Genomic DNA, 23,804 nt, shown 5'->3' with positions numbered 1-23,804 from the left:
AGATCAGAACTCGTCCGGGTCGAGCTTGCGCACCCGTCGGTGGGGTAGTGCGATCGCGAGAACGGCGGCGATGACGATCGCCGCGACGGCGCTGCCGATGATCGCGACGTTGCGGGCACTGTGGTCGGGCGGCTGGGCCACCGGCGGAGCGGCGATCGGGGCCGAGGCGCGGTCCCGCTGCTGGTCGGCCGGCACTTCGGCGGTCAGGGCGGCGACCGGATCGATGACACCGTGTCCGATCCGCTGATCGCGCCCGGTTCCCGGGGAGTGGGCGGTGGCGATGATGCGGTCCATCACCTCGCGCGCGGTCAGATCCGGGAAGCGGGCCCGGATCAGCGCGGCGGTGCCCGCGACGTACGGCGCGGCGAAACTCGTGCCGATCAAGGGCACCGGCCCGCCGTCGCTCTGCTGGGCCGACGCCAGCCGGTTCGAACCGCGCTTGCTGTCCAGGCTCACGATGTCGGTGCCCGGCGCTGCGACGCTCACCCACGGGCCATGCAGGCTGAAGTCGCTCGGCGAGCCGGTGTCGGCGTCCACCGAGCCGACCGTCAGGACGTACGGCGAGTACCACGCGGGACTGGCGACGGTCGCGACCGACCGCCATCCGTCGGGGTCGTCGGCGGCGGGAGCCGGATTCTGGTTCTGGCAGGCGCCGTCGCGCGTCAGGTTGCCGGCTGCCACGACGACCACGACGTTCCGGTCGTAGGCGTGCCGGATGGCCGCACCGAGCGCCCGGTCGTCGACCGAATCCGCCGCCGACGCGCACGCCACCTCGGAGATGTTGATGACGGTGGCGCGTAGATCGACCGCGCGCACGATGGCGTGCGCCAGCGTCCGGACGGACCCGTAACCCGAGCCGACCACCGGCGCGGCGTCCTCCCGGGCGCGGTCGTTCTTCTTCTGGAAAGCGCTGCTGGACTGGCGGATCGCGATGATCGATGCCGCGGGCGCGACGCCGGCGAACGCGTCGGCGGTGCTGGGCCGGGCGGCGATGATCCCGGCGACCAGGGTGCCGTGGGCGTCGCAGTCGTCGAGTCCGTTGCCGCCCGAGACGTAATCGCCACCGGCGACGACGCGACCGAGCCGCGGATGGGGCGTCACCCCGGTGTCGATGACGGCCACCCGCTGACCCTGTCCGCGACTGAACCGCCACGCCTCCGGGAGATTCATCATCGCCTGCGCCGCGGTCGGTTTCGTCACGGTGCGCGTCAGTTCCGGGATGTTGCACAGGTGCCGCTGCTCGGTCGGTTCGAGCGGGGCGACCGGGGCCGACCGGACGAGGGCGCCGGGATCGATCCGAGGCGGGGTCACCGCCGCAGCGGGCGTCGCCGAGGCCCCGACGAGTGCCGCGACGAGGGTCGTCGCGAATACTCCAGCACCACGGACACGGTTGTCGCGCATCAGATCTCGCGGACCATTCGGTACAGGTCGAGCAGCCACAACAGCAGGGGCACGATCAGGGCGACGAGGATGTACTCGCCGATCTCGGCCCACCGACGCATCACGGGTGAGAAGTCCTGGTTCGGTGCGACGACCCCGAAGACGAGGGCGCCGATCACCACGAGGATGCCGAGGGCGAAACCGATCACCGGCCACTGGTCGTCGCCGAACGCGAGACCGGTGATCAGGGTGATCACCACGAGCGATCCGCCGATGACGAGGATTCCCGCCTGGAACAGGTCGCTGTGGGAGCGGCCCCGCAGACACAGCACGACGCCGATGATCGCGGCGTAGACGGCGTTGCGCCATTCGAACCCGGCGAGCGGGGCGGCGGTGAGCACGGCCGCGATGGCGGTGACGATCGTGAGCCCGCCGACGATGCCGGTCAGGTACGCGTTGGCGAGGTAGGAACGACGTTCCAGCGCATCGGCTTTGGGAAGGGCGGTCGCGCCGATCGCCCCGATGCCCTCGATGGCCGGTCGCGGTTCGATGTCCTTGACGTCGATGGCGGCACCCGCGGTCGGCACCGGGGGCAGCGGCAGTTTCGCGAGCAGGATCGTCGTGCGGGGAGCCAGACCGATGCACAGCAGACCGACCGCGGCGATGACGGCGGCGACATCGGCCACCGGCGCATCGATGAGGAGTCGCGCCCCACAACCGGTGGCGCCGAGCAGCGCCGCGCTGGTCACGGCGCTGTGTGCGGTCGCCCCGGCCGCGGTCATGCGATAACTGATGACCGCGGCGACGAGTGCGAACGCGAAGCCCAGGGTGAGGTGTGCGGCGCCGTATGACCCGGGCGTCACGATCATCCCGGTCACGAAGGCCATCGGTGCGGCACACAGGGACAGCACCGTCGAACTCTGCTCGTCGCGGTAGTAGCGGGACACGATCGTCGAGGCGGTGACGAATCCGACGACCGCCAGCCCGGACAACCCGGCGAACCACAGGGCGCCGGTGCCGGAGCGGACCGCGGCCAGGGACGCCGCCGCCGCGACCGCGGCGACGAGTGCCAGTGCGTAACCGACCTTCCGGGCGGACGCCGCGGTCCAGTCGACGAACTGCGATTCGTTCAATCGGGCGACAGCGTCGACCACGTCGTCGAACAGCACCGGGGACTCCCCGGTTCGCGTGGAGGTCAACAGCAGCAGATCGCCGTCACGGATTCCCGACTCCGACAGCGACCGGTGCAGGGGCAGCGGGTCCTGTCCGACGAGCGCGAGCGTCCACTTGTTCTGCCGGTCGTGCGGTCGGCCGGGATTACGGGCGTCGGCATCCGGGTCGTCGGGGTCCGACCTCGTGGGATTGCGCGATTCGATCTGGGCGACAAGGTCACCGATGAGTCCGGCGATGGGGATGCCGGCCGGCAGTCCGACGTCGAGTTGGGTGTTGCCGCCCAGCACGGACACCCGTACGAGTTGCGGCTCGACGGCCCCCTCACCCCGTCGGCGGTCCCCGGTGTCCGCGTCGGCAGCGGTGGCCGGGTACCCCGGTGCGAATCCGTCCACAGACGACATCAGGTCAATCCTCCCCCTAGATTCAGCAGCTAACATAGCCAACCGCGGCGGGTTCGACCGCCCGGGGATACACAGCGCGACATGTCAGGGGGGACGTGTGGTCACGACGACGGAGGGCTTTGTGCGTCGCCCGCGCATCACGCCCCCACGCACGCCCGGAGGCGAGGTCAACATCCAGGCGCCGCCGGATGTGCCGCGGGTGGTGCCCGGCGGCCTCCTGATGAAACTGCTGCCGGTGGTGATGGTCGTCGCCGTCGTCGGCATGGTGGCACTGATGGTCGTCACGGGCGGGCGCAACATCCTGACCAACCCGCTGTTCATGATGTTCCCGCTGATGATGCTGATGTCGATGTTCGGCATGTTCGCCGCCGGCGGCCGTGGCGGGGGCAAACGCGCCGGAGAACTCAACGAGGAACGCAAGGACTACTTCCGCTATCTCGGCCAGCTGCGCGGCCAGGTCTTCGAGACCGTCGACAACCAGCGCGCAGCACGCACCTGGAGCCACCCGGACCCGCGTGCGCTGCTCGACGTGATCGGCAGCAGGCGCATGTGGGAACGCCGCCCCAGCGACGCCGACTTCGCCCATGTGCGCGTCGGGGTGGGCGTCCAGCGACTCGCCACGCGGCTCATGCCGCCGGAGACCGGGCCCCTCGAGGACATCGAGCCGGTGTCGATGGTGGCCCTGCGCCGGTTCGTGCGCACGCACTCCGCGGTGTACCGCCTGCCCACCTCGATCTCGCTGCGCGGCTTCCCGGCCATCAACATCGAGGGTGCGCGGCAGGAGACCCGCGAACTCATCCGGTCGATGGTCGTGGAGCTGTGTGCGTTCCACGGTCCCGATCATCTGCACATCGGCATCGTGACCGGCGATCCGGCGGGGGAGGCCTGGGACTGGGCGAAATGGCTTCCGCACGTGGGACATCCGACGCTGCGCGACGGCGTCGGGGCGATGCGGATGATCTATCCGACGCTGGCGGACCTCGAGAACTCGATGGCCGCGGACCTCCTCGAGCGCGGCCGGTTCAGTCGTTCGGCGCCGCCGAACGCCAACCGCGCACACCTCGTGGTGATCATCGACGACGGTTACGTCGCCGGCGACGAGCGGATCATCAACGACGCCGGCATGGAAGGCGTCACGATCCTCGACCTGACCGCGCCGCCGGACGGTCTCGCGGTGCGGCGCGGGCTGCAACTCGTCGTGCGCGAGGGCAAGGTCTCCGCGCGCAGTGCCGCCGGCGTCGAGGAGTTCGCCGACATGGACTCGCTGACGATTCCCGAGGCGGAGGCGATCGCCCGGCGCATGGCGCGCTACCGGCTGGCCACCGCGGCGACGCTGGCCCACCTCGAGTCCGAGGCGACCTCGGCCGACCCCGGCCTGCCCGCGCTACTGGGCATCGACGACGCCGCACGCTTCGATCCGGCGACGGCCTGGCGCGGTCGTACCGGCCGGGAGCGCCTGCGCGTGCCGATCGGTTACACGCCGACCGGCGCGCCCGTGGAGATCGACATCAAGGAGAGCGCACACGGCGGCATGGGTCCGCACGGGCTGTGCATCGGCGCCACCGGATCGGGGAAGTCGGAGTTCCTGCGCACGCTGGTCCTGGCGATGCTGGCGACTCATTCGCCGTCGGAGCTGAATCTCGTGCTCGTCGACTTCAAGGGCGGCGCGACGTTCCTGGGCCTGGAATCCGCGCCGCACGTCGCCGCGATCATCACGAACCTCGAGCAGGAACTCTCGATGGTCGACCGGATGAAGGACGCGCTCTCGGGCGAGATGAACCGGCGCCAGGAGGTGTTGCGGGCGGCGGGCAACTACGCGAACGTCGCCGACTACGAGCGCGCCCGCGCCTCGGGGGTGCGCCTCGATCCGCTGCCGGCACTGTTCATCGTCGTCGACGAGTTCTCCGAACTGCTCTCGCAGAAGCCCGATTTCGCCGAACTGTTCGTCGCCATCGGTCGTCTGGGTCGCTCGCTGCACATCCATCTGCTGCTCGCCTCGCAGCGGCTGGAAGAAGGCAAACTCCGGGGCCTGGACTCGCACCTGTCGTATCGGATCGGCCTGAAAACGTTCTCCGCCAACGAGTCCCGCTCGGTTCTCGGTGTTCCCGACGCCTATCACCTGCCGAGCGTCCCGGGTTCGGCATACCTCAAGTGCGATTCGGCGGACCCGATCAGGTTCAACACCTCCTACGTGTCGGGGGCCTACTACTCGCCGACGGTCACCGAGTCGGCCGATCCGACGACCACGGCGTCATCGCGTCGCGGAAACCTCAAGGTCTTCACCGCACTTCCGGTGCCGCTGGACGAGGGCGCGTCGCGTTCGCTGCTCGACCAGGCCGAGAGCCTGCTCGACGAGGAACCGCCGGCACCCGAGGCGCCCACCGAGTTCGAGCCGGTCTCGGCGCAGGTGCCCACGCTCATGGAGACCATCGTCGAACGCATGGAACACGCGGGCCCGCCGGCCCACCGCGTGTGGCTGCCGCCACTGGACGACTCGCCCACCGTGGAACATCTTCTCGGCGAGCGGGACTGGTCCCACCCGGCGGTGCCGGGGAGTCTCAGCGTTCCGATCGGCGTCGTCGACCGGCCCTACGACCAGCGACGCGACCCGCTCGTCATCGACCTCGCGGGGGCCGCGGGCAACGTGGCGGTGGTCGGCGGTCCGCAGTCGGGCAAGTCGACGACGCTGCGCACGATCATCATGTCGGCCGCCGCGTCCCACACGCCCGAACAGGTGCAGTTCTACTGTCTGGACTTCGGCGGCGGCAGTCTGGCCGGTCTCGCCGGCCTCCCGCATGTCGGCTCGGTCGCCTCGCGCGGCGACATGGACGCGGTCCGCCGTACGGTCGCCGAGGTGGCGGCCGTGGTCCGGTCGCGCGAACTGCTGTTCACCCGGCTGGGCATCGAGTCGATGCGCGACTACCGGTCCCGCCGGGAAGCGTGGTTCCGGTCCGGCGTCACCTCGCCGGCGTCGGACCCGCTCGCGCAGGACCGGTTCGGCGACGTGTTCCTCGTCCTCGACGGCATGAACGTGCTGCGTACCGAACTGGAATCGCTCGAGGAACAGATCACCGCGATCGTGGCCCAGGGGTTGAGCTACGGCGTCCACGTCATGGTCACCGCGTCCCGATGGGCCGAGGTGCGCCCGGCGGTCCGCGATCTCATGGGTACCCGGATCGAGCTGCGGCTGGGCGACCCGATGGATTCCGACATGGGTCGTCGCGCCGCCGCGCTGGTCCCGCAGAACCGACCCGGCCGCGGCCTGACCGGGCAGGAGCTGCACATGCTGATCGCGCTGCCCCGGCTCGATTCGGTCAGCAGTGCCGAGTCGTTGCCCGCGGGCGTCGCCCAGTCGGTCGAGAAGCTCACCGCCGCCTATCCGGGCCGCTCGGCGATGGCCGTGCGCAAGCTGAGCACCGAGATCGACTACGCATCGGTGCAGCGCGCGGTTGCCGCCGCCGGGCTGACGCTAGCACCCAATCAGGTGGCGATCGGTGTCGGTGAGCTCGAACTCGCCCCGGTGGTCCTCGATTTCACCGCCCAACCGCATTTCATGGCGTTCGCCGACGTCGAACACGGCAAGACCAACCTGCTGCGGACGATCGTCACCGGGCTGGTCGCGGGTGCCACACCCGAGCAGGTGCGCATCGTCTTCGTCGACTACCGCCGCACGATGCTGGGGATCATCGACGGCGATCATCTTGCCGGCTACGCGAGTTCGCCCGACCGCGCGGCGTCGATGATGACGGAGCTGGCGGCGTATCTGAAGAACCGGATGCCGCCTGAGGACGTGACGGTCCAGCAACTGCGGGACCGCACCTGGCTCGAGGGCCAGCCCGAGGTGTACGTGGTGGTCGACGACTACGACATGGTCGTCACCTCGACCGGCAATCCGATGCTGCCGATCGTCGAACTGGCTTCCCATGCGCGCGACATCGGGCTGCACATCGTGCTCGCCCGACGTTCCGGCGGCCTCGGTCGGGCGATGTTCGATCCGCTGATCGCGCGCCTCAAGGACCTGTCGTCGGACATCCTGCTGATGAGCGGCGACCGGGACGAGGGATTCATCACCGGCCGGTCGAGGCTGCAGACGCTGGTGCCCGGCCGCGGCGAACTGGTGTCGCGCGTCCGGCCGCAGGAGATGATCCAGGTCGCCCATCTCCCGATCGGCGACTAGGGGTGGGTCGGGCCGGATGACACAGCCGGGCGAGGTGCAACCGATCGGCGACGGGAACCGTCCGACGGTGGTCGATCTCGCGTTCGGGACGCCGCTGGTCCATGACCCGGAGCGCGGGCTGCGCCGGGTGGATCGCGATGTGCGGCCGCTGCTCGAGTCGGTGGACCAGATGAGTGTCGTGGCCGACGGTCGGCGCGAACACCTGCGCCAGGTGTGGCGACGGGTCTTCGCCGGCCTCGACTTGCCCGCGGGCCGACCCCTCGTCGTCGGGCACCCGAGCACCTGGGGACCCCGTCGGGCATCGACGCTCGCCGACCTCGGCGACGGCCGCGCGCCGGTGGCACTCCTACCGCGGGCGGTGCTCGTCGCGCGCAGTCACGCCGATCTCACCGTGCGGCGGTGCGCCGTCGTCGAGACCACACATCTCCCGCGGCCGCCCGCCGATCCCGGCCACCCGCGACCGGCGTGGTGGGACGTGCAGATCGTCGGGCGCGGTCCTGACGGCTGGGTGATCGAGCGCTCCGGGCTCATTCGTCCCGGTGCCGACCGTGCGCCGCGCTCCTCGTCGAACGCGGACGGCCTCGACGTCATCGACGACTCGGTCGAGGCGGTGTTCGTCGACGGGGACCGCCCGGACGAGGTGTCCGCGGCGATCGGCGTCATCGCCGGGCACGCGGTCGCGGGACGCGTGGTCGCCGTCGACCGCGAGCTCGTGGTCCGGCTCGGCCACCGCACCGGCGGTGCGGACGAGGACACGATGGCCCCGGGCGCTGATCCCGGACCCTCGCTCCCGGTCGGCGCCACCCGGCGCCGGTCGGGGACGCTGCTCGCCGCGGCGGTGATGGCGATCCTGGTCGTGAGCGGTGCGATCGGGGTGGGACTCTGGCAGCGCGGCACCGCACCGGACGCGGCGTCGACGGAGGTCGGCCTCGGGCGTGCGACGCTGGCGGTGCCCGGCGACTGGCGGCAGTCCGAACAGCGGACCCCGAGCGGTTCGGCCGACGACCCCTCGACCACTCGCGCGGTGTTCGTCGATCCCGACGACGGCCGGCGCATCATCGCCGTCCTCACCGAGGTGCGCGCCGGCTCCACCCGGGAATCGGTCGCGGGGAGCCTGCGCAACCGGATCGAGCAGCGCGGCGACGACGTCGTCACCGAGTTCTCCGCCGCCACCCGGTTCGGCGGGCGGGACGTGATCGGCTACCGCGAGTCACCGGCCTCGGGCGGCGCGATCCGCTGGTACGTCGTGGTCGACGATGGTCTGCAGGTCTCGATCGGCTGTCAGGCGGGTACCGCGGCCGAATCCGCCGACGACGAGTGCGCGGCGGCGGTGCGGTCGGTCCGGGTGTCGCCGTCGTCGTGAGGCCGAGTCCGTTTTGACCCCGGCCGGAGGCCGAGTCCGTTTTGACCCTGACCAGCGCGGTCGCGTAGCCTGGATCGCTGGTGCTCGGCGCCTGGCGCACAGCTGTGTGTCCAGGTCAGCGGAGGCTCGGGTCCCCACTGGTCGCCGGGAACAACCTCTGCCGTGCACCCGACCAGCATCCATTCGACAAGAGTTGAGGACAACTGTGCCTACCTACACCCCGAAGGCCGGTGACATCACGCGTACGTGGCATGTCATCGACGCCGAGAACGTGGTGCTCGGCCGGCTGGCCGTGCAGGTCGCGAACCTGCTTCGCGGCAAGCACAAGCCGACCTACGCCCCGCACATGGACGGCGGCGACTTCGTCGTCATCATCAACGCGGAAAAGGTCGCGCTGACCAGCAACAAGGCTGATCGCAAGCTGAACTACACCCACTCGGGGCACCCCGGTGGCCTGAAGTCCCGCACCACCACCGAGCTGCTCGCGACCTACCCCGAGCGGGTCATCGAGAAGGCCGTCAAGGGCATGCTGCCGTCGACCAAGCTCGGCCGCGCCATGGCCTCGAAGCTGAAGGTCTACGCCGGCCCGAACCATCCGCACGCGGCCCAGCGCCCCGTCCCCTTCGAGATCAAGCAGGTGGCCCAGTGAGCAACGAGAACATCAACGACGCCGTCGAGGCCGTCGACGAGGCTGCCGTCGAGGTCGTGGAGGCCGTCGAGGTCGCCGCTGACGACTACGACGCCGCTGTGGTCGAAGAGGTCCGCGAGCCGGTCGTCATCGACCGTCCGATCCAGACCGTCGGCCGCCGCAAGGAGGCCGTCGTCCGCGTTCGCCTGGCGCCGGGTTCCGGTGAGTTCACCCTCAACGGCCGGTCGCTGGAGGACTACTTCCCCAACAAGGTGCACCAGCAGCTGATCAAGGCCCCGCTGGTCACCGTCGAGCGCACCGAGTCGTTCGACATCTACGCCAAGCTCGTCGGCGGTGGCCCCTCGGGCCAGGCCGGCGCGCTGCGTCTCGCCATCGCGCGTGCGCTCATCGAGGTCACCCCGGAGGATCGTCCCGCCCTGAAGAAGGCCGGCTTCCTCACCCGTGACCCGCGTGCGGTCGAGCGCAAGAAGTACGGCCTCAAGAAGGCCCGCAAGGCGTCGCAGTACTCCAAGCGCTGATCTTGGCACGCCTTTTCGGAACCGACGGCGTCCGAGGCCTGGCCAACGACGAGCTCACCCCCGAGCTCGCGTTGCGCCTGGCCTCGGCCGCCGCGGTCGTTTTCGCAGAGAGTTCGGCGACCGATTCGAACCGCCGTCCGCGCGCGGTCGTCGGACGTGATCCGCGCGCATCCGGCGAGATGCTGGAAGCCGCGGTGTGTGCGGGGCTCGCCGCCACCGGAGTCGACGCCATCTGCGTCGGCACCGTGCCGACCCCGGCGGTCGCATTCCTGACCGCGGACTACCACGCTGACTTCGGCGTGATGATCTCCGCGTCGCACAACCCCATGCCCGACAACGGGATCAAGTTCTTCTCCGGCGGCGGGCACAAGCTCGACGACGCTGTCGAGGACCGCATCGAAGCGACCATGGACGGCGAGTTCATCCGCCCGATCGGGGCTGCGGTGGGCCGGATCGTCGCTGCGCCGGACGCCGGCGACCGCTACCGGCGCCACCTCGCACAGGCCGTCGACACCCGACTCGACGGATTGACCGTGGTCGTCGACTGCGCGCACGGCGCGGCGTCGGAGCTCGCTCCGCAGGCTTACGCCGACGCCGGGGCGACGGTCATCGCGATCCACGCCGAGCCGGACGGCCTCAACATCAACGCTGACTGCGGGTCCACGCACATGGACAAGTTGCAGGCGGCCGTGCTCGAGCACGGAGCCGACCTCGGACTCGCCCACGACGGTGACGCAGACCGTTGTCTCGCAGTCGATTCCACGGGTCAGATCGTCGACGGCGATGCCATCATGGCCGTGCTGGCGACGTCCCTGAAAGACCAGGGCAAGCTCCACGACGACGTGCTCGTCGCGACCGTCATGAGCAACCTCGGACTGCACATCGCCATGCGCGAGGCCGGGATCACCGTGCACACCACCGGGGTCGGGGACCGGTACGTCCTCGAGGAACTGCGGCGGGGCGGTTATTCGATCGGCGGGGAACAGTCCGGTCACATCGTCGTCCCGGGTTCGGGCACGACGGGTGACGGCATCCTGACCGGACTGATGCTGATGGCGCGGATGGCCGCCACGTCGACGCGGCTCGCCGACCTGGCCGGCATCGTGACGGTGCTGCCGCAGGAGCTCATCAACGTGCGCGTGGGCGACAAACACGCAGTGGCCCAATCACAATCGGTGAAAGAAGCGGTCGTGGCCGCCGAAGCCGAACTGGGGGAGACCGGTCGCGTCCTGCTGCGCCCGTCGGGAACCGAGCAGCTCGTCCGCGTGATGGTCGAAGCCGCGACCGCCGATCAGGCGCTGGCGGTGGCCGGCCGTCTGGCCGACGTCGTACAGGGGGCCGGGGCATGACCGGTGGGGCACCGCGCGCGGTCCTGTTCGACTTCTCCGGCACCCTGTTCCGCTTCGAGGCGCGCGACGAGTGGTTCGCCGACCTGCGCGACGACTCCGGTGCCGAGTTCGACCGCGACCGTCAGGCGGACATCATCCGGCGCATGGTCGCACCCGTCGGTCTGCCCGACGGCGTCGTCGGTGCCGACCAGGATGCCTGGGAACGTCGTGATCTCGACCCGGCGCTGCATCGGACCGGTTACCTGGCGTTGCTGCGCACGGTCGGGATGAGCAATGCCGACCACGCGAACGCTCTCTACAACCGGGTGCTCGACCCGTCCTCGTGGGTTCCGTTCGCCGACACCGTCGCGGTGCTGCAGAAGCTCGGTGCGGCAGGGGTTCCGGTCGGCATCGTCAGCAACATCGCCTTCGACCTGCGCAAGGTCCTGGCTCTGCACGGCGTCGAGGACCTCGTCGCCGCGTTCGCGCTGTCGTACGAGGTCGGGGCGATCAAACCCGACCCCCGGATCTTCCACGCCGCGCTCGACCCGCTGGGTGTGCCGGCCGACGAGGTGCTGATGGTCGGGGACAGCGAGACCGCCGACGGCGGGGCGCGCGCCCTCGGCTGCGCGTTCGCGCTGGTCCACGACGTCCCGGCCGCCGACCGGCCCACCGCTCTGCTCGACGCCGTGACCTCGCACGGCATCGAACTGCCCGACTGACCGCCCGCCTGATGGCGCACTGGCGCCTCGCCCCTCCGTACGCGACAATTCCCTGCGTGTCCGGAGAATTCCCGGGAACCGGCGGCCGCTGCCGTGCGTCCAAGAATGCAGGGCCGCTCGGAGGATCGCAGTGAACTGGCGGACGCGCGTCGGGGAGGGGTGACATGAACGGCGACGGTGCGGACGGTGTCGGGTCGCGCCCGATCTCGATGGACACCGCCCGGGTGTCCGCGGTGTCGGCGTACTACCGCAGGTCCTCGCTGGTGTTGTCGGCGGTCGCCGACGATCTGGCCGCACACGACTTCGGGACCTGGGCTCGGGAGTCGATCGCAGGAGACGAGAACACGGTCGCCTTCGGGCCGTCGGCCGCGGCGTACGCCGAGATGAGCGCGACCCTGTCGCGCCGGTTACGGGTGCAGGCCACGGCCGCTGCGGCGCTCGCGGACACTCTCCGCAACAGTGCGCTGACCATGGCGGACGGGGATCGGCGCGTGGCGGGCGAGATCTCGCGAGCGCTGCCGCCCTCGGGGGTGGACGGCCGGTGAGACGAGGCGTGGACTCGCTGTCGGTGCTGAGGTCCGACGCCCGGGGTGGCGTCGAGACGTTGATCGAACTCGTGGCGGCCGGGCGTCTGATGGGGGTCGCCGCCCCCGACGATGCCACCCTCCGCAACGGACTCCGCGTGGTCGACGGATTCGACATCGCGGCCTTGTCCGCGGACAGCCGCGCCCTGGTGTCGGCGCACCGGGCCGTGTCCGAACAACTCCACCATCTCCCCGAACAGCAGGTCCGCCTCGACGACGGCTGGAACAGCGAGTCCGCGGCCGTCGCCCTCACGACGGTCATCGACCATCAGCGTCGCGCCGAATCGGATCTGCACATCCTGCGCACGCTCACCGACGCCACCTCGGCCGCGGCGTCGGGCATCGACCGCCTGCTGCGCACCTGCTATCTGGCCGTCGCCCGGTTGTCGGCACCGACCGCGGCCGGGGTGCCGCCGGCGGAACTGCCGCAGGCGGTGCTCACCGGTCGCGTGCCGATCGGGGTGGCGGTCGAGGACATCTCGTCCCGGCTGGCCCTGTTCAGCACCTCGCTCGAGACGACGACCCGCGGGATCGCCGGAATCCTCGACCTCCTCAACCGGTCCGTCGACGGCATCGACGACGAGGCCTATCCGGTCGACGCCGGGCCCCCGCACGCCGTCCCGGTCGTATCGCCGGGATCACCGTCCGCGGCGGCACCGGCTCAGACCGTCGCCGCGCCCGCACCGGGACCCCAGACCTGGATGGCCGAATCGACAACCGATGCCCGGCCGGCGGAAACCGGGGCGGCGACCGCCGCGGCACGATCAGAGTCCTCGGTGTCGGTGTCAGGTGCGGCCGCGTCCGAGCCCCCGGCGTCCGTACGGTCGTCGGAGCCCGACGAGTCGGCGCGCGCACCCCGCGACGACGGCGTCGACGTCCCGTTCCGGCTGGGCGGCGCCGAGGGACACGACGCGCCCGTCGCGTCGGGGCCGACGGCCTCGGCCACCGTCGAGGCGGCAACCGGGGTGGTCGCCGAAACCGAAGCCGCGGAACCGAATCGGTCGGAACAGAATCGGTCGGGGCCGGAACCGGAGGCATCGCCGGACCGATCGTCGGGTGATCTGGCGCTGGCGGGTGACCAGTGAACCTCGCCGACCAGATCGAGGCCCTCGCCCGCACCGCGACCGCCGGCGTCGCGGAGGCGTCGCACGTGTTCTCCGCTCGACAGCGGGACCTCGAACTCGCCATGGACGAGCATCGCCGCAACGCGGTGCGGTCGGAGACGCAGCAACTCCGGGACGACCTCGAGAACGCCGCCGACGCCGCGGACGCCACCCCGGGCATCATGTTGCCGGCCGACGTGGCCGACGCCAGTCCCCATCTGCCGCCGCGCAACACATAGGCTGTCTGCTGTGCCAGGCAAGAAGCAGCAGAAGCCGACGCAGTCGCCCGCGAAGCTGATGAAGGCGCTCGCCCGACGCGGCCCCCATCGCGTGTTGCGCGGCGACCTCGGGATCGTCGGGACCCCGGGTGTCGTGTTCACTCCCGCCGAGGGCGAACGGCTCCCCGCCATCGCGTTCGGGCACGGGTGGATGACGTCGGTCGAGCGCTACCGCGACCTGTGCCACCACCTCGCGTCCTGGGGCATCGTCGTCGCCGTCCCGGCGGGTCAGCGAGGCCTGCTCGCGTCCGACGACACGATGGCCGCCCAGCTCCGTTCAGCGCTGTCGATCGTGACCCGGGTCCCGCTCGGCTTCGGCGAGATCACCGTCGACCCGCGCAAGATCGGGTTCGCCGGCCACGGCTTCGGTGCCGCCGCAGCGGTATTGGCCGCGTCGGAGGGCGTGCTGCACGGTCAGCCGCAACCGCCGGCCCGGGGGGTGGTCGCACTGTTCCCGGCGCCGACGACTGCGCAACTCCTGCCCGCGGCCCGCCGGGTGAGTGCTCCGGGACTCATCGTGTCGGCGATCGGCGAACTCGACACCATCGACGGCAACGCCCTGCCCCTGGCACAGGCGTACGGGTCGGAGTCGGCCGCCGATCCCCGTCCCGGTGTGGTGCTGCGTACCCCGCCGGCCGCGACGTCCCGCGGGCTGATCGAGCACCGGTCGATCAAATCACTCCTCGGCGGCAACGGCGCCGACAAGAAGACGCACACCGCCGCACGCGCCCTGACCACGGGATTCCTGCTGCACACCCTCGACGACGACAGCCGGTACGAGGCCTTCGCCGACGCCGACACCGAGCTCGGCAAGGTGCCCGCGGTGGACCTCGACGATCCGCCGGAGATCCAGGACAAGATCGCCAAGTTGCTCGGCGCGAAAGAGCGCAAACGCCGCCGTGCGGCGAGTCCGGTGCCGTCCCGGGCCCCGAACGCGGTGGTGCCCGACACCATCGAGTGACGTCCGTGCCGCGGTACCCGGTGGCGGCCTGCTGTGACCCCCGCTCGGCACCCGACGCGCCGCGCTGCCGCTCGCGCGTCCGCAGGTACCCTGACTAGCTATGTGTGGAATCGTGGGATACGTGGGGCGGCGCGATGCCCTGGACATCGTCGTCGACGCGTTGCGGCGGATGGAATACCGCGGGTACGACTCGGCGGGCGTCGCGATCCTCGACGGCGAGGGAAGCACCGCGATCCAGAAGAAGGCACTCCGGCTGGAGAACCTCGAGAAGCAGATCGCCGCGGTCGGTCGCGAGTCGCTGTCGGGCACGACCGGCATCGGACACACGCGGTGGGCCACACACGGCAAGCCGACCGATCGGAACGCGCATCCGCACGCCAGTGACGACGGCAAGCTCGCCGTCGTCCACAACGGCATCATCGAGAACTACGCCGAGCTACGCGCCGAACTCGAGGACGACGGCATCGAGTTCGTGTCCGAGACCGACACCGAGACCGCCGTGCACCTCGTGTCGAAGTACTACGCGTTCGGGCCGACCGCCGGCGACTTCGTGGCTAGCGCGTATGCGGCGCTGCGTCGCCTCGAAGGTGCGTTCACGCTCGTGTTCACCCATGCCGACCACGCGGACACCATCGTCGCCGCGCGGCGGTCGACCCCGCTCGTGGTGGGTGTCGGGCAGGGCGAGATGTTCCTCGCGTCGGATGTCACGGCCTTCATCGAACACACCCGGGACGCGGTCGAGCTCGGCCAGGACGAGGTCGTGGTGATCACCGCCGACTCGTACACGGTCACCGACTTCGACGAGAACGCCCGGGACGGCAAGCCGTTCCACATCGACTGGGATCTCGCGGCCGCGGAGAAGGGCGGCTACGACTTCTTCATGCTCAAGGAGATCGCCGAGCAGCCGCGCGCGATCGCCGACACCCTCCTCGGGCACCTGCAGAACGGTCGCATCGTGCTCGACGAGCAACGCCTGACCGACGACGATCTGCGCGACGTCGACAAGGTGTTCGTGGTGGCCTGCGGCACCGCCTACCACGCCGGGCTGCTGGCCAAGTACGCGATCGAGCACTGGACGCGCCTCCCGGTCGAGATCGAACTCGCCAGTGAGTTCCGCTACCGCGACCCGGTTCTCGACCGGTCGACCCTGGTGGTGGCCATCTCGCAGTCCGGTGAGACCGCCGACACGCTCGAGGCGGTCCGGCACGCGAAGGACCAGAAGGCACGCGTCCTCGCGATCTGCAACACCAACGGGGCACAGATCCCCCGGGAATCCGACGCGGTTCTCTACACCCACGCGGGCCCCGAGATCGGCGTCGCGTCGACGAAGTGCTTCCTCGCGCAGATCGTCGCCGCCTATCTCGTGGGGCTCGCGCTTGCGCAGGCACGCGGCACGAAGTACGCCGACGAGGTCGCCCGCGAGTTCGCGGCCATCGAGGCGATGACCGACTCGGTCGCGCAGGTGTTGGACACGATGGAGCCGGTCCGGGAGCTGGCGCGTTCGCTGGCGCACCACAACACGGTGCTGTTCATCGGCCGGCATGTCGGGTATCCGGTGGCGCTCGAGGGCGCTCTCAAACTCAAGGAACTCGCGTACATGCACGCCGAGGGGTTCGCGGCCGGCGAGCTCAAGCACGGGCCGATCGCGCTGATCGAGGACGGGCTCCCGGTGATCACGGTCATGCCCTCGCCGGACGGCCGCGCCGTGCTGCACTCGAAGATGGTCAGCAACATCCGCGAGATCCAGGCCCGCGGAGCCCGCACGATCGTCATCGCCGAGCCCGACGACGCGGCCGCCCGTGCCGTCGCCGACGAGTTCATCCCCATCCCGAAGACGCCGACGCTCCTGCAACCGCTGGTGTCGACCGTGCCGCTGCAGGTGTTCGCGGCGAGCGTCGCGCAGGCCCGTGGCTACGACGTCGACAAACCGCGGAACCTGGCCAAGTCGGTGACCGTCGAATAGCGGTTCCGCATGCCGATCCGGTACCTGACGGCCGATGAGGTCCGCGCCGCCGAGCGGGCGACGGGGAACCTGCTCACCGACGGCGTCCTGATGCGCCGGGCGTCGCACGGCGTCGCCCGGGTGATCGCGGCAGAGCTGAGCCGGACCGGCGGATGTTATGGACGGTCGGTCGGGCTGGTCGTCGGTGCGGGGGACAACGGCGGCGACGCGCTGTTCGCCGGTGCCGAGCTGTGCCGCCGCGGCGTGCGGGTCGACGCGGTCCTGCTCGCCCCGGACCGCGCCCACGCCGCCGGGCTGCGGGCATTCCGCGCCGCCGGCGGACGGATCGGCGAGCGGCTACCCGACGGCCTCGAGGTGATCGTCGACGGCGTGGTCGGACTCGGTGGCCGGGGGCCGCTGCGGGCGAACGCCGCCGAGGTCTTCGCGGTGGTCGGTCCGGAAACCACCGTCGTCGCGGTCGACCTGCCGTCGGGCGTCGACGCCGACACCGGTGAGGTCCACGACCCGGCGGTGCGTGCCGACATCACCGTCACCTTCGGCTTCCGTCGCCGCGCCCACCTGCTCGCCGCCCCACAGTGCGGGCGGGTCGTCCTCGTCGACATCGGCCTCGATGACGCCGGCCTCGGCGACCCCGCCGATTCGCCGCTCGCCACCTTGACCGACGACGAGATCGATTGGCCGACACCGGGTCCCGGGGACGACAAGTACACGCAGGGGGTGGTCGGGGTGATCGCCGGGTCGCATCGGTACCCCGGTGCGGCCGTCCTCGCCACCGGCGCGGCGGTGACCGCGACCTCCGGAATGACCCGGTTCGTCGGCTCCGCCCACGCCGAGGTGGTGGCGCAGTGGCCGGAGGTCGTCGCCACGCCCGACCTCGCCGGTGCCGGACGCGTGCAGGCGTGGGTCCTCGGCCCCGGCATGGGTACCGACGATGCGGCCGCGACGACCCTGCGTACCGTCCTGGACACCGATCTGCCGGTCCTGGCCGACGCCGACGCGCTCACCCTGATCGCCCGCGACCCCGGGCTCGTCGACGGGCGGACGGCACCGACGCTGCTGACCCCGCACGCCGGCGAATTCGCCCGCTTGACCGGTACCGAACTGGGCGCCGACCGTCTGACCGCCGTCTCCGGTCTCGCCGCGCGGTGGGGCGTCACGGTGCTGCTCAAGGGACGTATCACGCTGGTCGCCGACCCGACGGGTCACGTCCTGGGCAACGACGCCGTGTCGTCGTGGGCGGCGACCGCCGGGGCCGGCGACGTCCTGTCGGGGATCGCCGGGGCCCTGCTTGCCGCCGGGAGGTCGCCGCTGGTCGCCGGTGCGTCGGCCGCGCGCGTCCACGCCCGGGCGGCGCAGCTCGCGAGTGGCGGCGCGCCGATCGGGGCGTCGACGCTGCTGGGGGCGCTGCGGCCGGCGATCCGCGAGTTCACCACGCCGCCAGCACGAACGCGAGCGGGTACAGCGCCGTCAGCACGCTGAACGCGGTGACCGACGACAGCACGATCGCGTCGGCGATGACGCCCGGGCGCCGAAAGGCGCCGTGCCTGACCCGCTGGACGAATGACACGACGAGACCCGCGCAGGCGACGATCGTCATGAGTACTCCCACGCCGAAGGCGACGAGAGCCGCGACCCCGTACCCGTCGGCGGGTTCGCCCGCCATGGCGTGCCCGAGGGCGAGAAGGAAGAGCACCGCGGCCTTGGCGAACGCCACCCACCCGATCGTGTTGGCGGCCCACGACGTGAGCGATGCGCGCAGGCCCGGCCGACCCGGGCGCGCGGGCGGGACGATCGGGTCGACGGGCACGAAGCCGGCGGGCACGAAGCCGGCGAGGTCGTGGGCTGGGCGCAGGCGGACCGAGGCGAGAACGGCGGGGTCCTGCGGATTCGAGTTCGTGTACATGGTGACTTCCGGTGGTGCGGCGGTTCGGGATCAGCGTCGGGGTCCACTCAACCGTCCTGCCCGACGCCGCGCATCGGTGTGACTACTCAGACCATCTCCGCAGAACGACGCGCACCTCACGCCGGAGGCAGCCGGGACGAGCCGCCCCCGGCGATCTGGGACAATGGTCGACGATGACTTCCCCTGCTCTGACCGCGACCGTGGATCTCGGCGCGATCGCCCACAACGTCGGCGTGCTGCGCGCCGCTTCGGGCGCTGACGTGATGGCGGTCGTGAAGGCCGACGCCTACGGCCATGGCGCCCTGCCGGTGGCCCGCGCCGTGCTCGCGGCCGGCGCCGCCGAACTCGGGGTCGCGCACCTCACCGAGGCCGCCGCGCTCCGCGCCGCCGGCATCGACGCCCCGATCACCGCGTGGCTGCACACGCCGGGAGCCGACTTCGCCGGAGCGATCGCCGACGGCATCGACATCGCACTCTCGTCGATCTCCCAGCTCGACGCGGTGATTGCGGCGGCACACCGCACCGGTCGGTCCGCGGTCGTCACCGCGAAGGTGGACACCGGCCTCAATCGCAGCGGCGTCGCGGTGGACGAATGGGCGGATTTCGCCGAGCGGGTGGCGAAGGCGCACGTCGACGGCTCGGTGACCCTGCGTGCGGCGATGTGCCACCTCGCGCGCGGCGACGAACCCGAGCACCCGCTGAACGACGCACAGGCGCAGCGGCTCGACGCCGCGGTCGCCGACCTGACCCGCCTCGGCGCTGCACCGCAGGTGGTCCACATCGCCAATTCGCCTGCCGCGCTGACCCGTCCGGATCTCGCCCGCGACCTGGTTCGGCCGGGGATCGCCGTCTACGGCCGAACCCCGGTACCGGCACGCGGCGACTTCGGGCTGATCCCGGCGATGACCCTGACCGCGACCATCGCGCTCGTGAAGAAGGTCGCCGCGGGACAGGGCGTGTCCTACAGCGAGACGTGGATCGCGCCGCGCGACACGGTGGTGGCCGTGGTCGCCGCGGGGTACGCCGACGGCGTGCCGCGACTGCTATCGGGCCGGATCCGGGTCCGGATCGGCGAGCGGATGTTCGACGGGGTGGGCCGCATCTGCATGGATCAGCTGGTCGTCGACCTCGGACCCGACGGCGCGGGTGTCCGCGAGGGGGACCAGGCCGAACTGTTCGGCACCGGCGCCTCGGGCGGCCCCACCGCGAAGGACTGGGCGGACGCGATCGGCACCATCGACTACGAGATCGTCTCCCAGGTCGGGACGCGCGTGGTCCGTCGTTACCTCGGCGAGACGCAGGTCGGGCTCGACCCCGAGACCACGGCAACCACGAAGTCCATGGGGACCGGACAGTGAGCGAGGCAGCATTGGTGGATTCCGACCGGGTCGGGCTGCTGGCCGGGGTGGCGGGGATTGCCGCCCTGGGCGGCATGGCAGCCGTCGGGGCAGCGCGCAACATCGCCCGCAAGAGCGTGGTGGGCCGGCCGGACCCGCACGCCGATGTCGATCTGACCGCGCTCTACCGCGAGCGGGGGACCGCGGTCACCGCCGATGACGGCCTGGATCTAGCGGTGCGGATCGTCGACCTCGGGACGGTGTCGGAGGGCTCCGTGCCCGACCTCACGATCGTGTTCGTGCACGGCTTCAGCCTCCGGCTGTCGAGCTGGCATTTCCAGCGCGAGCAACTCGCCGCCGAGTGGCACGATCGCAACTACCGGCTGGTGTTCTTCGATCACCGGGGGCACGGGGAGAGCGACCCGGCCCCGACCGAGACCTGCACGATCGCGCAGCTGGCCGACGACGCGGCAGCGGTGATCCGTGCCACCGTACCTGAGGGACCCGTTGTCCTCGTGGGTCATTCGATGGGCGGCATGACGCTGATGGGGCTCGCGCGCCGGCACCCGGCATTGTTCTCGTCGCACGGTCCGGTCGCCGGGGTGGCGCTGGTGGCGACGGCGTCGCGCGGTGTCACCGACGCCGGACTCGGTGAGGGACTGCGCAATCCGGTGGTGGATGCCTTCCGGATGAGTGTGCGCCGCGCGCCGCGCCTGGTCCAGGCGGGCCGCGGACTGACCCGCGCCGCCCTCGAACCGGTGCTGGTCGCGGCGAGTTTCGGGCCGACGTTCTACAGTCCGGCCCTCGGCGCCGCGGTGGACACGATGATCCAGAGCACGCCGATCGAGACCATCGTGAACTTCTTGCACGCCTTGGAGATCCACGACGAGTCGACCGCCCTGCCGGTGGTCGCCCAGGTGCCGACCACGGTCGTGTGCGGCGACCGGGACCGGCTCACGCCGTTGCGCAACTCGGTCCGGATGTACTCCCAACTGGGCGCTGATTCCCGCCTGGTCGTCGCCAAGGGCGCCGGCCACATGGTTCAGATGGAGGAGCCCCGGCTCGTCAGCGACGCGATCGCCGAACTGGTGGATCGCGCGCGGATCGCTCTGCCGGCCCCTCGTCGGCGCTGGTGGAAGCGAGGCCGCCGATGAGCGGCGTGGGTCCCCGGGGAACGCGCGACCTTCCCGAGGTCGACGACACCGAGGCCTTCGGCGCCGAGCTGGCGTCGACCCTGTCCGCAGGTGACGTGGTCATCCTCGACGGTCCGTTGGGCGCAGGAAAGACGGCGCTGGCCCGCGGGATCGGTGCCGGTCTCGGCGTCGAGGGGCGGGTGACCTCGCCGACGTTCATCATCGCCCGCGAGCACCGGCCGGGCCGGCCCGACCGCCCGGGGATGGTCCACGTCGACGCCTATCGGCTCGGCGGTACGGGAAGCGGGTCCGGGATGCTCGACGAACTCGATGCCCTGGACCTGGACTCCGACCTGGACGAGGCGGTCGTCGTCGTCGAGTGGGGCGAAGGTGTGGCCGAGCGGCTCGCCGACCGGCATCTGGTCGTGCGGCTGCGACGGGACACCGAAACCGATGTGCGACACGCCGAGTGGGAGTGGGTGAGCGCGGAATGAGTCAGGGTCTGGTGCTGGCGGTCGACACCGCCACCGATTCGGTGGTGGCCGGAGTGGCCGAACTGCGCGACGGTGAGGTGCGCGTGCTGGCCGAACGGGTGGTCGCCGACCACCGACGGCACGCGGAACTGCTCACCACCCTGGTCGCCGAGTGTCTTGCCGAATCCGGCACGGCCCGAACCGAACTGACCGCGGTGGTCGTCGGCTGCGGGCCTGGGCCGTTCACCGGACTCCGGGTGGGGATGGCGACCGGCGCCGCCTTCGCCGACGCGCTGGGGATACCGGCGTATGGCGTGTGCTCCCTCGATGCGCTTGCCGTCGACGCCGGTCCGGACGACGCAGGATCGCGAGCTCTGGTGGTGACCGACGCGCGCCGGCGCGAGGTCTACTGGGCGCTCTACGAGGGTGGCCGTCGTGTGCGCGGCCCCGAGGTGACCGCGCCCGCGGTGGTCGCCGAGGAGCTCGCCCCCGATGTCGCCGGGGGGCGGATCGGTGCGGTGGCGGGTTCTGCGGCCCACCTCGAACTCGCCGGCTGGACCGGTGATCCACCCGCGACCGGCGTGCCGACCGTACGCGGGGTGGTCATGGCGGCTGCCGCCGACATCGTCGCGGGCGCCGAACCCGAACCCCTTGTGCCGCTGTATCTACGACGCCCCGACGCGGTCGAGCAGAAGGCCCGTCGGGCGGGTGCGGCGCGATGACCACACCGGAGCTGGTCATCGACGCGCTCACCTTCGGTGACATCCCGCGCTGCGCCGCGATGGAACGGCGGATGTTCGCCGACGACTCACCCTGGCCCGCCGCGGCTTTCCGCGCCGAACTCAACGCCCCGTACAACACCTATTTCGCGGCTCGGGAGCGCCTCGGCGCCGACGTCATCGGTTACGCCGGGATCTCCACGCTCGGGCAACCCGACGCCTGGGAGTGCGAGATCCACACCATCGCCGTCGATCCGGACCATCGGGGACGGGGAGTGGGCCGGGCGCTGCTCGAGGCCATGCTCGCCGTCGCGGACGAGAACGACGCCGCGGTGTTCCTGGAGGTACGCACCGACAACGAGGTGGCTATCGGGCTGTACTCACATCACGGGTTCAGCACCGCGGGTCTTCGCCGCAACTACTATCAGCCGTCCGGCGCGGATGCCTACACGATGTTGCGGCTCCCGGTGTCGGGCCGGCCGCTCGAACCGGAGGAGGGCCCGGCGTGATCGTTCTCGGCATCGAAAGCTCCTGCGACGAAACGGGTGTCGGCATCGTCCGGTGGACGCCGGGCGACGGCGACACACCCGGATTCGCGACGATGCTGGCCGACGAGGTCGCGTCGAGCGTGGACGAACACGCCCGGTTCGGCGGCGTGGTCCCCGAGATCGCCTCCCGAGCGCACCTGGAGGCGATCGTCCCCACGATGCGTCGGGCGCGGGAGGCGGCCGGGATCGACCGCCCCGACGCCATCGCGGTCACCATCGGGCCGGGACTCGCCGGCGCGTTGCTCGTCGGGGTGGCCGCGGCGAAGGCCTACGCACTCGCCTGGGACGTGCCGCTGTACGCGATGAACCATCTCGGCGGGCACGTCGCGGTGGACACCCTCGAGCACGGACCGATGCCGGAGTGCGTCGCACTGCTGGTCTCCGGTGGACATACGCACCTGCTGCACGTCACCGATCTCGCCGAGCCCATCGTCGAACTGGGCACCACGGTCGACGACGCGGCCGGGGAGGCCTTCGACAAGGTCGCCCGCCTGCTCGATCTCGGTTTTCCCGGGGGGCCGGCGCTGGACCGCGTCGCCCGTGAGGGTGACCCGGGTGCGATCGCCTTCCCACGCGGTATGACCGGTCCCCGCGACTCGCGGCACGACTTCTCCTTCAGCGGACTCAAGACCGCGGTCGCACGGTATGTCGAGAAATGCGTGCGCGACGGTGTGGAGGTACCGGTGGCGGACGTCGCGGCCTCGTTCCAGGAGGCGGTGGCCGACGTGCTGACGATGAAGGCGGTCCGGGCCTGCGGTGACCTCGGGGTGGACACCCTGGTCCTCGGCGGAGGTGCCACCGCCAATTCGCGCATCCGATCGCTGGCGGAGGAACGCTGCGGGGCGGCCGGGATCGACCTGCGGGTTCCGAAGCCGCGCCTGTGCACCGACAACGGCGTGATGATCGCGACGCTCGGCGCTCATGTGATCGGCGGGGGAGCGGCGCCCTCGCCGCTGACCGTGGCGTCGGACCCGGCGATGTCGGTGCGTGTCAGTCAGCTGTAGCGGACGGCCCGGCCGTCTTCGCGGGGAGCGAACACGGCCGGGTTTTTGCAGCCTCCACCCTTGAGTGCTGGCACTCGCATGTATAGA

The 23,804-nt window shown here is 71.1% G+C and carries 21 protein-coding genes; 18 read left to right on the top strand and 3 right to left on the bottom strand.

Annotated elements, in window-relative coordinates:
- Positions 1 to 3 precede the first annotated feature (3 nt).
- Both mycP and eccD read right to left on the bottom strand, forming a co-directional pair.
- The gene (gene mycP / locus FFS52_RS06740; RefSeq protein WP_137809245.1) at positions 4 to 1,401 is read right to left on the bottom strand and encodes a type VII secretion-associated serine protease mycosin; all 1,398 of its coding nucleotides are present in this window, start codon (positions 1,399 to 1,401) and stop codon (positions 4 to 6) included.
- Positions 1,401 to 2,954, bottom strand: coding sequence for a type VII secretion integral membrane protein EccD (gene eccD, locus FFS52_RS06735; protein ID WP_137809244.1), 1,554 nt, complete (start codon positions 2,952 to 2,954; stop codon positions 1,401 to 1,403). The genes mycP and eccD overlap by 1 nt, the downstream gene beginning before the upstream one ends.
- 97 nt (positions 2,955 to 3,051) lie before the next feature.
- On the opposite strand from eccD, the gene eccCa reads away from it, so the two are divergent.
- The 12 genes from eccCa (at position 3,052) to FFS52_RS06675 (ending at position 18,079) form a co-directional block, all read left to right on the top strand.
- Positions 3,052 to 7,131, top strand: coding sequence for a type VII secretion protein EccCa (eccCa, locus tag FFS52_RS06730; protein WP_137809243.1), 4,080 nt, complete (start codon positions 3,052 to 3,054; stop codon positions 7,129 to 7,131).
- A 16-nt stretch (positions 7,132 to 7,147) separates the two neighbouring features.
- On the top strand, positions 7,148 to 8,494 hold the full coding sequence (locus tag FFS52_RS06725; RefSeq protein WP_058250711.1) for a type VII secretion-associated protein: 1,347 nt from the start codon (positions 7,148 to 7,150) through the stop codon (positions 8,492 to 8,494).
- A gap of 205 nt (positions 8,495 to 8,699) precedes the next feature.
- Positions 8,700 to 9,143, top strand: a complete 444-nt coding sequence (gene rplM / locus FFS52_RS06720; RefSeq protein WP_058250710.1) for a 50S ribosomal protein L13 — start codon at positions 8,700 to 8,702, stop codon at positions 9,141 to 9,143.
- Positions 9,140 to 9,661, top strand: a complete 522-nt coding sequence (gene rpsI / locus FFS52_RS06715) for a 30S ribosomal protein S9 (protein WP_065629913.1) — start codon at positions 9,140 to 9,142, stop codon at positions 9,659 to 9,661. The genes rplM and rpsI overlap by 4 nt, the downstream gene beginning before the upstream one ends.
- Positions 9,662 to 9,663: 2 nt before the next feature.
- Entirely contained in the window at positions 9,664 to 11,010 is a 1,347-nt protein-coding gene (gene glmM / locus FFS52_RS06710) for a phosphoglucosamine mutase (RefSeq protein ID WP_137809242.1), read from the top strand.
- Positions 11,007 to 11,711, top strand: coding sequence for an HAD family hydrolase (locus FFS52_RS06705; RefSeq protein WP_137809241.1), 705 nt, complete (start codon positions 11,007 to 11,009; stop codon positions 11,709 to 11,711). The genes glmM and FFS52_RS06705 overlap by 4 nt, the downstream gene beginning before the upstream one ends.
- Before the next feature lie 164 nt (positions 11,712 to 11,875).
- On the top strand, positions 11,876 to 12,256 hold the full coding sequence (locus FFS52_RS06700; RefSeq protein ID WP_137809240.1) for a hypothetical protein: 381 nt from the start codon (positions 11,876 to 11,878) through the stop codon (positions 12,254 to 12,256).
- The gene (locus tag FFS52_RS06695; RefSeq protein ID WP_137809239.1) at positions 12,253 to 13,380 is read left to right on the top strand and encodes a hypothetical protein; all 1,128 of its coding nucleotides are present in this window, start codon (positions 12,253 to 12,255) and stop codon (positions 13,378 to 13,380) included. The genes FFS52_RS06700 and FFS52_RS06695 overlap by 4 nt, the downstream gene beginning before the upstream one ends.
- Positions 13,377 to 13,637, top strand: coding sequence for a hypothetical protein (locus FFS52_RS06690; protein WP_137809238.1), 261 nt, complete (start codon positions 13,377 to 13,379; stop codon positions 13,635 to 13,637). The genes FFS52_RS06695 and FFS52_RS06690 overlap by 4 nt, the downstream gene beginning before the upstream one ends.
- A gap of 10 nt (positions 13,638 to 13,647) precedes the next feature.
- Positions 13,648 to 14,637 carry an alpha/beta hydrolase gene (locus tag FFS52_RS06685; protein ID WP_065629907.1) on the top strand — a complete coding sequence of 330 codons (990 nt, stop codon included), beginning with the start codon at positions 13,648 to 13,650 and terminating at the stop codon, positions 14,635 to 14,637.
- Positions 14,638 to 14,737: 100 nt separating this feature from the next.
- Complete coding sequence (gene glmS / locus FFS52_RS06680) at positions 14,738 to 16,600, top strand: glutamine--fructose-6-phosphate transaminase (isomerizing) (RefSeq protein WP_065629906.1); 1,863 nt, start codon at positions 14,738 to 14,740, stop codon at positions 16,598 to 16,600.
- A gap of 9 nt (positions 16,601 to 16,609) precedes the next feature.
- Entirely contained in the window at positions 16,610 to 18,079 is a 1,470-nt protein-coding gene (locus FFS52_RS06675; RefSeq protein WP_065629905.1) for an NAD(P)H-hydrate dehydratase, read from the top strand.
- On the opposite strand, the gene FFS52_RS06670 is transcribed toward FFS52_RS06675, so the two are convergent.
- Entirely contained in the window at positions 18,027 to 18,503 is a 477-nt protein-coding gene (locus FFS52_RS06670; RefSeq protein ID WP_137809237.1) for a hypothetical protein, read from the bottom strand. The genes FFS52_RS06675 and FFS52_RS06670 overlap by 53 nt on opposite strands.
- A gap of 173 nt (positions 18,504 to 18,676) precedes the next feature.
- Between FFS52_RS06670 and alr the strand changes: the two genes are divergently transcribed.
- Genes alr through tsaD form a run of 6 tightly spaced genes read left to right on the top strand, consistent with a single transcriptional unit; the run spans position 18,677 to position 23,717 of the window.
- The gene (alr, locus tag FFS52_RS06665) at positions 18,677 to 19,861 is read left to right on the top strand and encodes an alanine racemase (protein WP_137809236.1); all 1,185 of its coding nucleotides are present in this window, start codon (positions 18,677 to 18,679) and stop codon (positions 19,859 to 19,861) included.
- Positions 19,858 to 20,994: an alpha/beta hydrolase gene (locus FFS52_RS06660; protein WP_137809235.1), complete on the top strand. Its 1,137-nt coding sequence runs from the start codon at positions 19,858 to 19,860 to the stop codon at positions 20,992 to 20,994. The genes alr and FFS52_RS06660 overlap by 4 nt, the downstream gene beginning before the upstream one ends.
- On the top strand, positions 20,991 to 21,467 hold the full coding sequence (tsaE, locus tag FFS52_RS06655) for a tRNA (adenosine(37)-N6)-threonylcarbamoyltransferase complex ATPase subunit type 1 TsaE (RefSeq protein WP_058250699.1): 477 nt from the start codon (positions 20,991 to 20,993) through the stop codon (positions 21,465 to 21,467). The genes FFS52_RS06660 and tsaE overlap by 4 nt, the downstream gene beginning before the upstream one ends.
- On the top strand, positions 21,464 to 22,168 hold the full coding sequence (tsaB, locus tag FFS52_RS06650; protein ID WP_137809234.1) for a tRNA (adenosine(37)-N6)-threonylcarbamoyltransferase complex dimerization subunit type 1 TsaB: 705 nt from the start codon (positions 21,464 to 21,466) through the stop codon (positions 22,166 to 22,168). The genes tsaE and tsaB overlap by 4 nt, the downstream gene beginning before the upstream one ends.
- Entirely contained in the window at positions 22,165 to 22,674 is a 510-nt protein-coding gene (gene rimI, locus FFS52_RS06645; protein ID WP_137809233.1) for a ribosomal protein S18-alanine N-acetyltransferase, read from the top strand. Before tsaB ends, rimI begins: the two co-directional genes overlap by 4 nt.
- On the top strand, positions 22,671 to 23,717 hold the full coding sequence (gene tsaD, locus FFS52_RS06640; protein WP_137809232.1) for a tRNA (adenosine(37)-N6)-threonylcarbamoyltransferase complex transferase subunit TsaD: 1,047 nt from the start codon (positions 22,671 to 22,673) through the stop codon (positions 23,715 to 23,717). The genes rimI and tsaD overlap by 4 nt, the downstream gene beginning before the upstream one ends.
- Positions 23,718 to 23,804 lie beyond the last annotated feature (87 nt).

It is taken from the genome of Gordonia sp. ALPHA1B1 (assembly GCF_005502615.1).
In the GTDB taxonomy this organism is placed as follows: domain Bacteria; phylum Actinomycetota; class Actinomycetes; order Mycobacteriales; family Mycobacteriaceae; genus Gordonia; species Gordonia hongkongensis.
This window is presented reverse-complemented; position numbering and strand designations above follow the sequence as displayed.

Excerpts from the sequence above, each read along its gene's own strand:
- mycP (WP_137809245.1), bottom strand. The coding sequence starts at position 1,401 with ATGCGCGACAACCGTGTCCGTGGTGCTGGAGTATTCGCGACGACCCTC.
- eccD (WP_137809244.1), bottom strand. The coding sequence starts at position 2,954 with ATGTCGTCTGTGGACGGATTCGCACCGGGGTACCCGGCCACCGCTGCC.
- FFS52_RS06725 (WP_058250711.1), top strand. The coding sequence starts at position 7,148 with ATGACACAGCCGGGCGAGGTGCAACCGATCGGCGACGGGAACCGTCCG.
- FFS52_RS06705 (WP_137809241.1), top strand. The coding sequence starts at position 11,007 with ATGACCGGTGGGGCACCGCGCGCGGTCCTGTTCGACTTCTCCGGCACC.
- FFS52_RS06700 (WP_137809240.1), top strand. The coding sequence starts at position 11,876 with ATGAACGGCGACGGTGCGGACGGTGTCGGGTCGCGCCCGATCTCGATG.
- glmS (WP_065629906.1), top strand. The coding sequence starts at position 14,738 with ATGTGTGGAATCGTGGGATACGTGGGGCGGCGCGATGCCCTGGACATC.
- FFS52_RS06675 (WP_065629905.1), top strand. The coding sequence starts at position 16,610 with ATGCCGATCCGGTACCTGACGGCCGATGAGGTCCGCGCCGCCGAGCGG.
- FFS52_RS06670 (WP_137809237.1), bottom strand. The coding sequence starts at position 18,503 with ATGTACACGAACTCGAATCCGCAGGACCCCGCCGTTCTCGCCTCGGTC.
- alr (WP_137809236.1), top strand. The coding sequence starts at position 18,677 with ATGACTTCCCCTGCTCTGACCGCGACCGTGGATCTCGGCGCGATCGCC.
- tsaE (WP_058250699.1), top strand. The coding sequence starts at position 20,991 with ATGAGCGGCGTGGGTCCCCGGGGAACGCGCGACCTTCCCGAGGTCGAC.
- tsaB (WP_137809234.1), top strand. The coding sequence starts at position 21,464 with ATGAGTCAGGGTCTGGTGCTGGCGGTCGACACCGCCACCGATTCGGTG.
- rimI (WP_137809233.1), top strand. The coding sequence starts at position 22,165 with ATGACCACACCGGAGCTGGTCATCGACGCGCTCACCTTCGGTGACATC.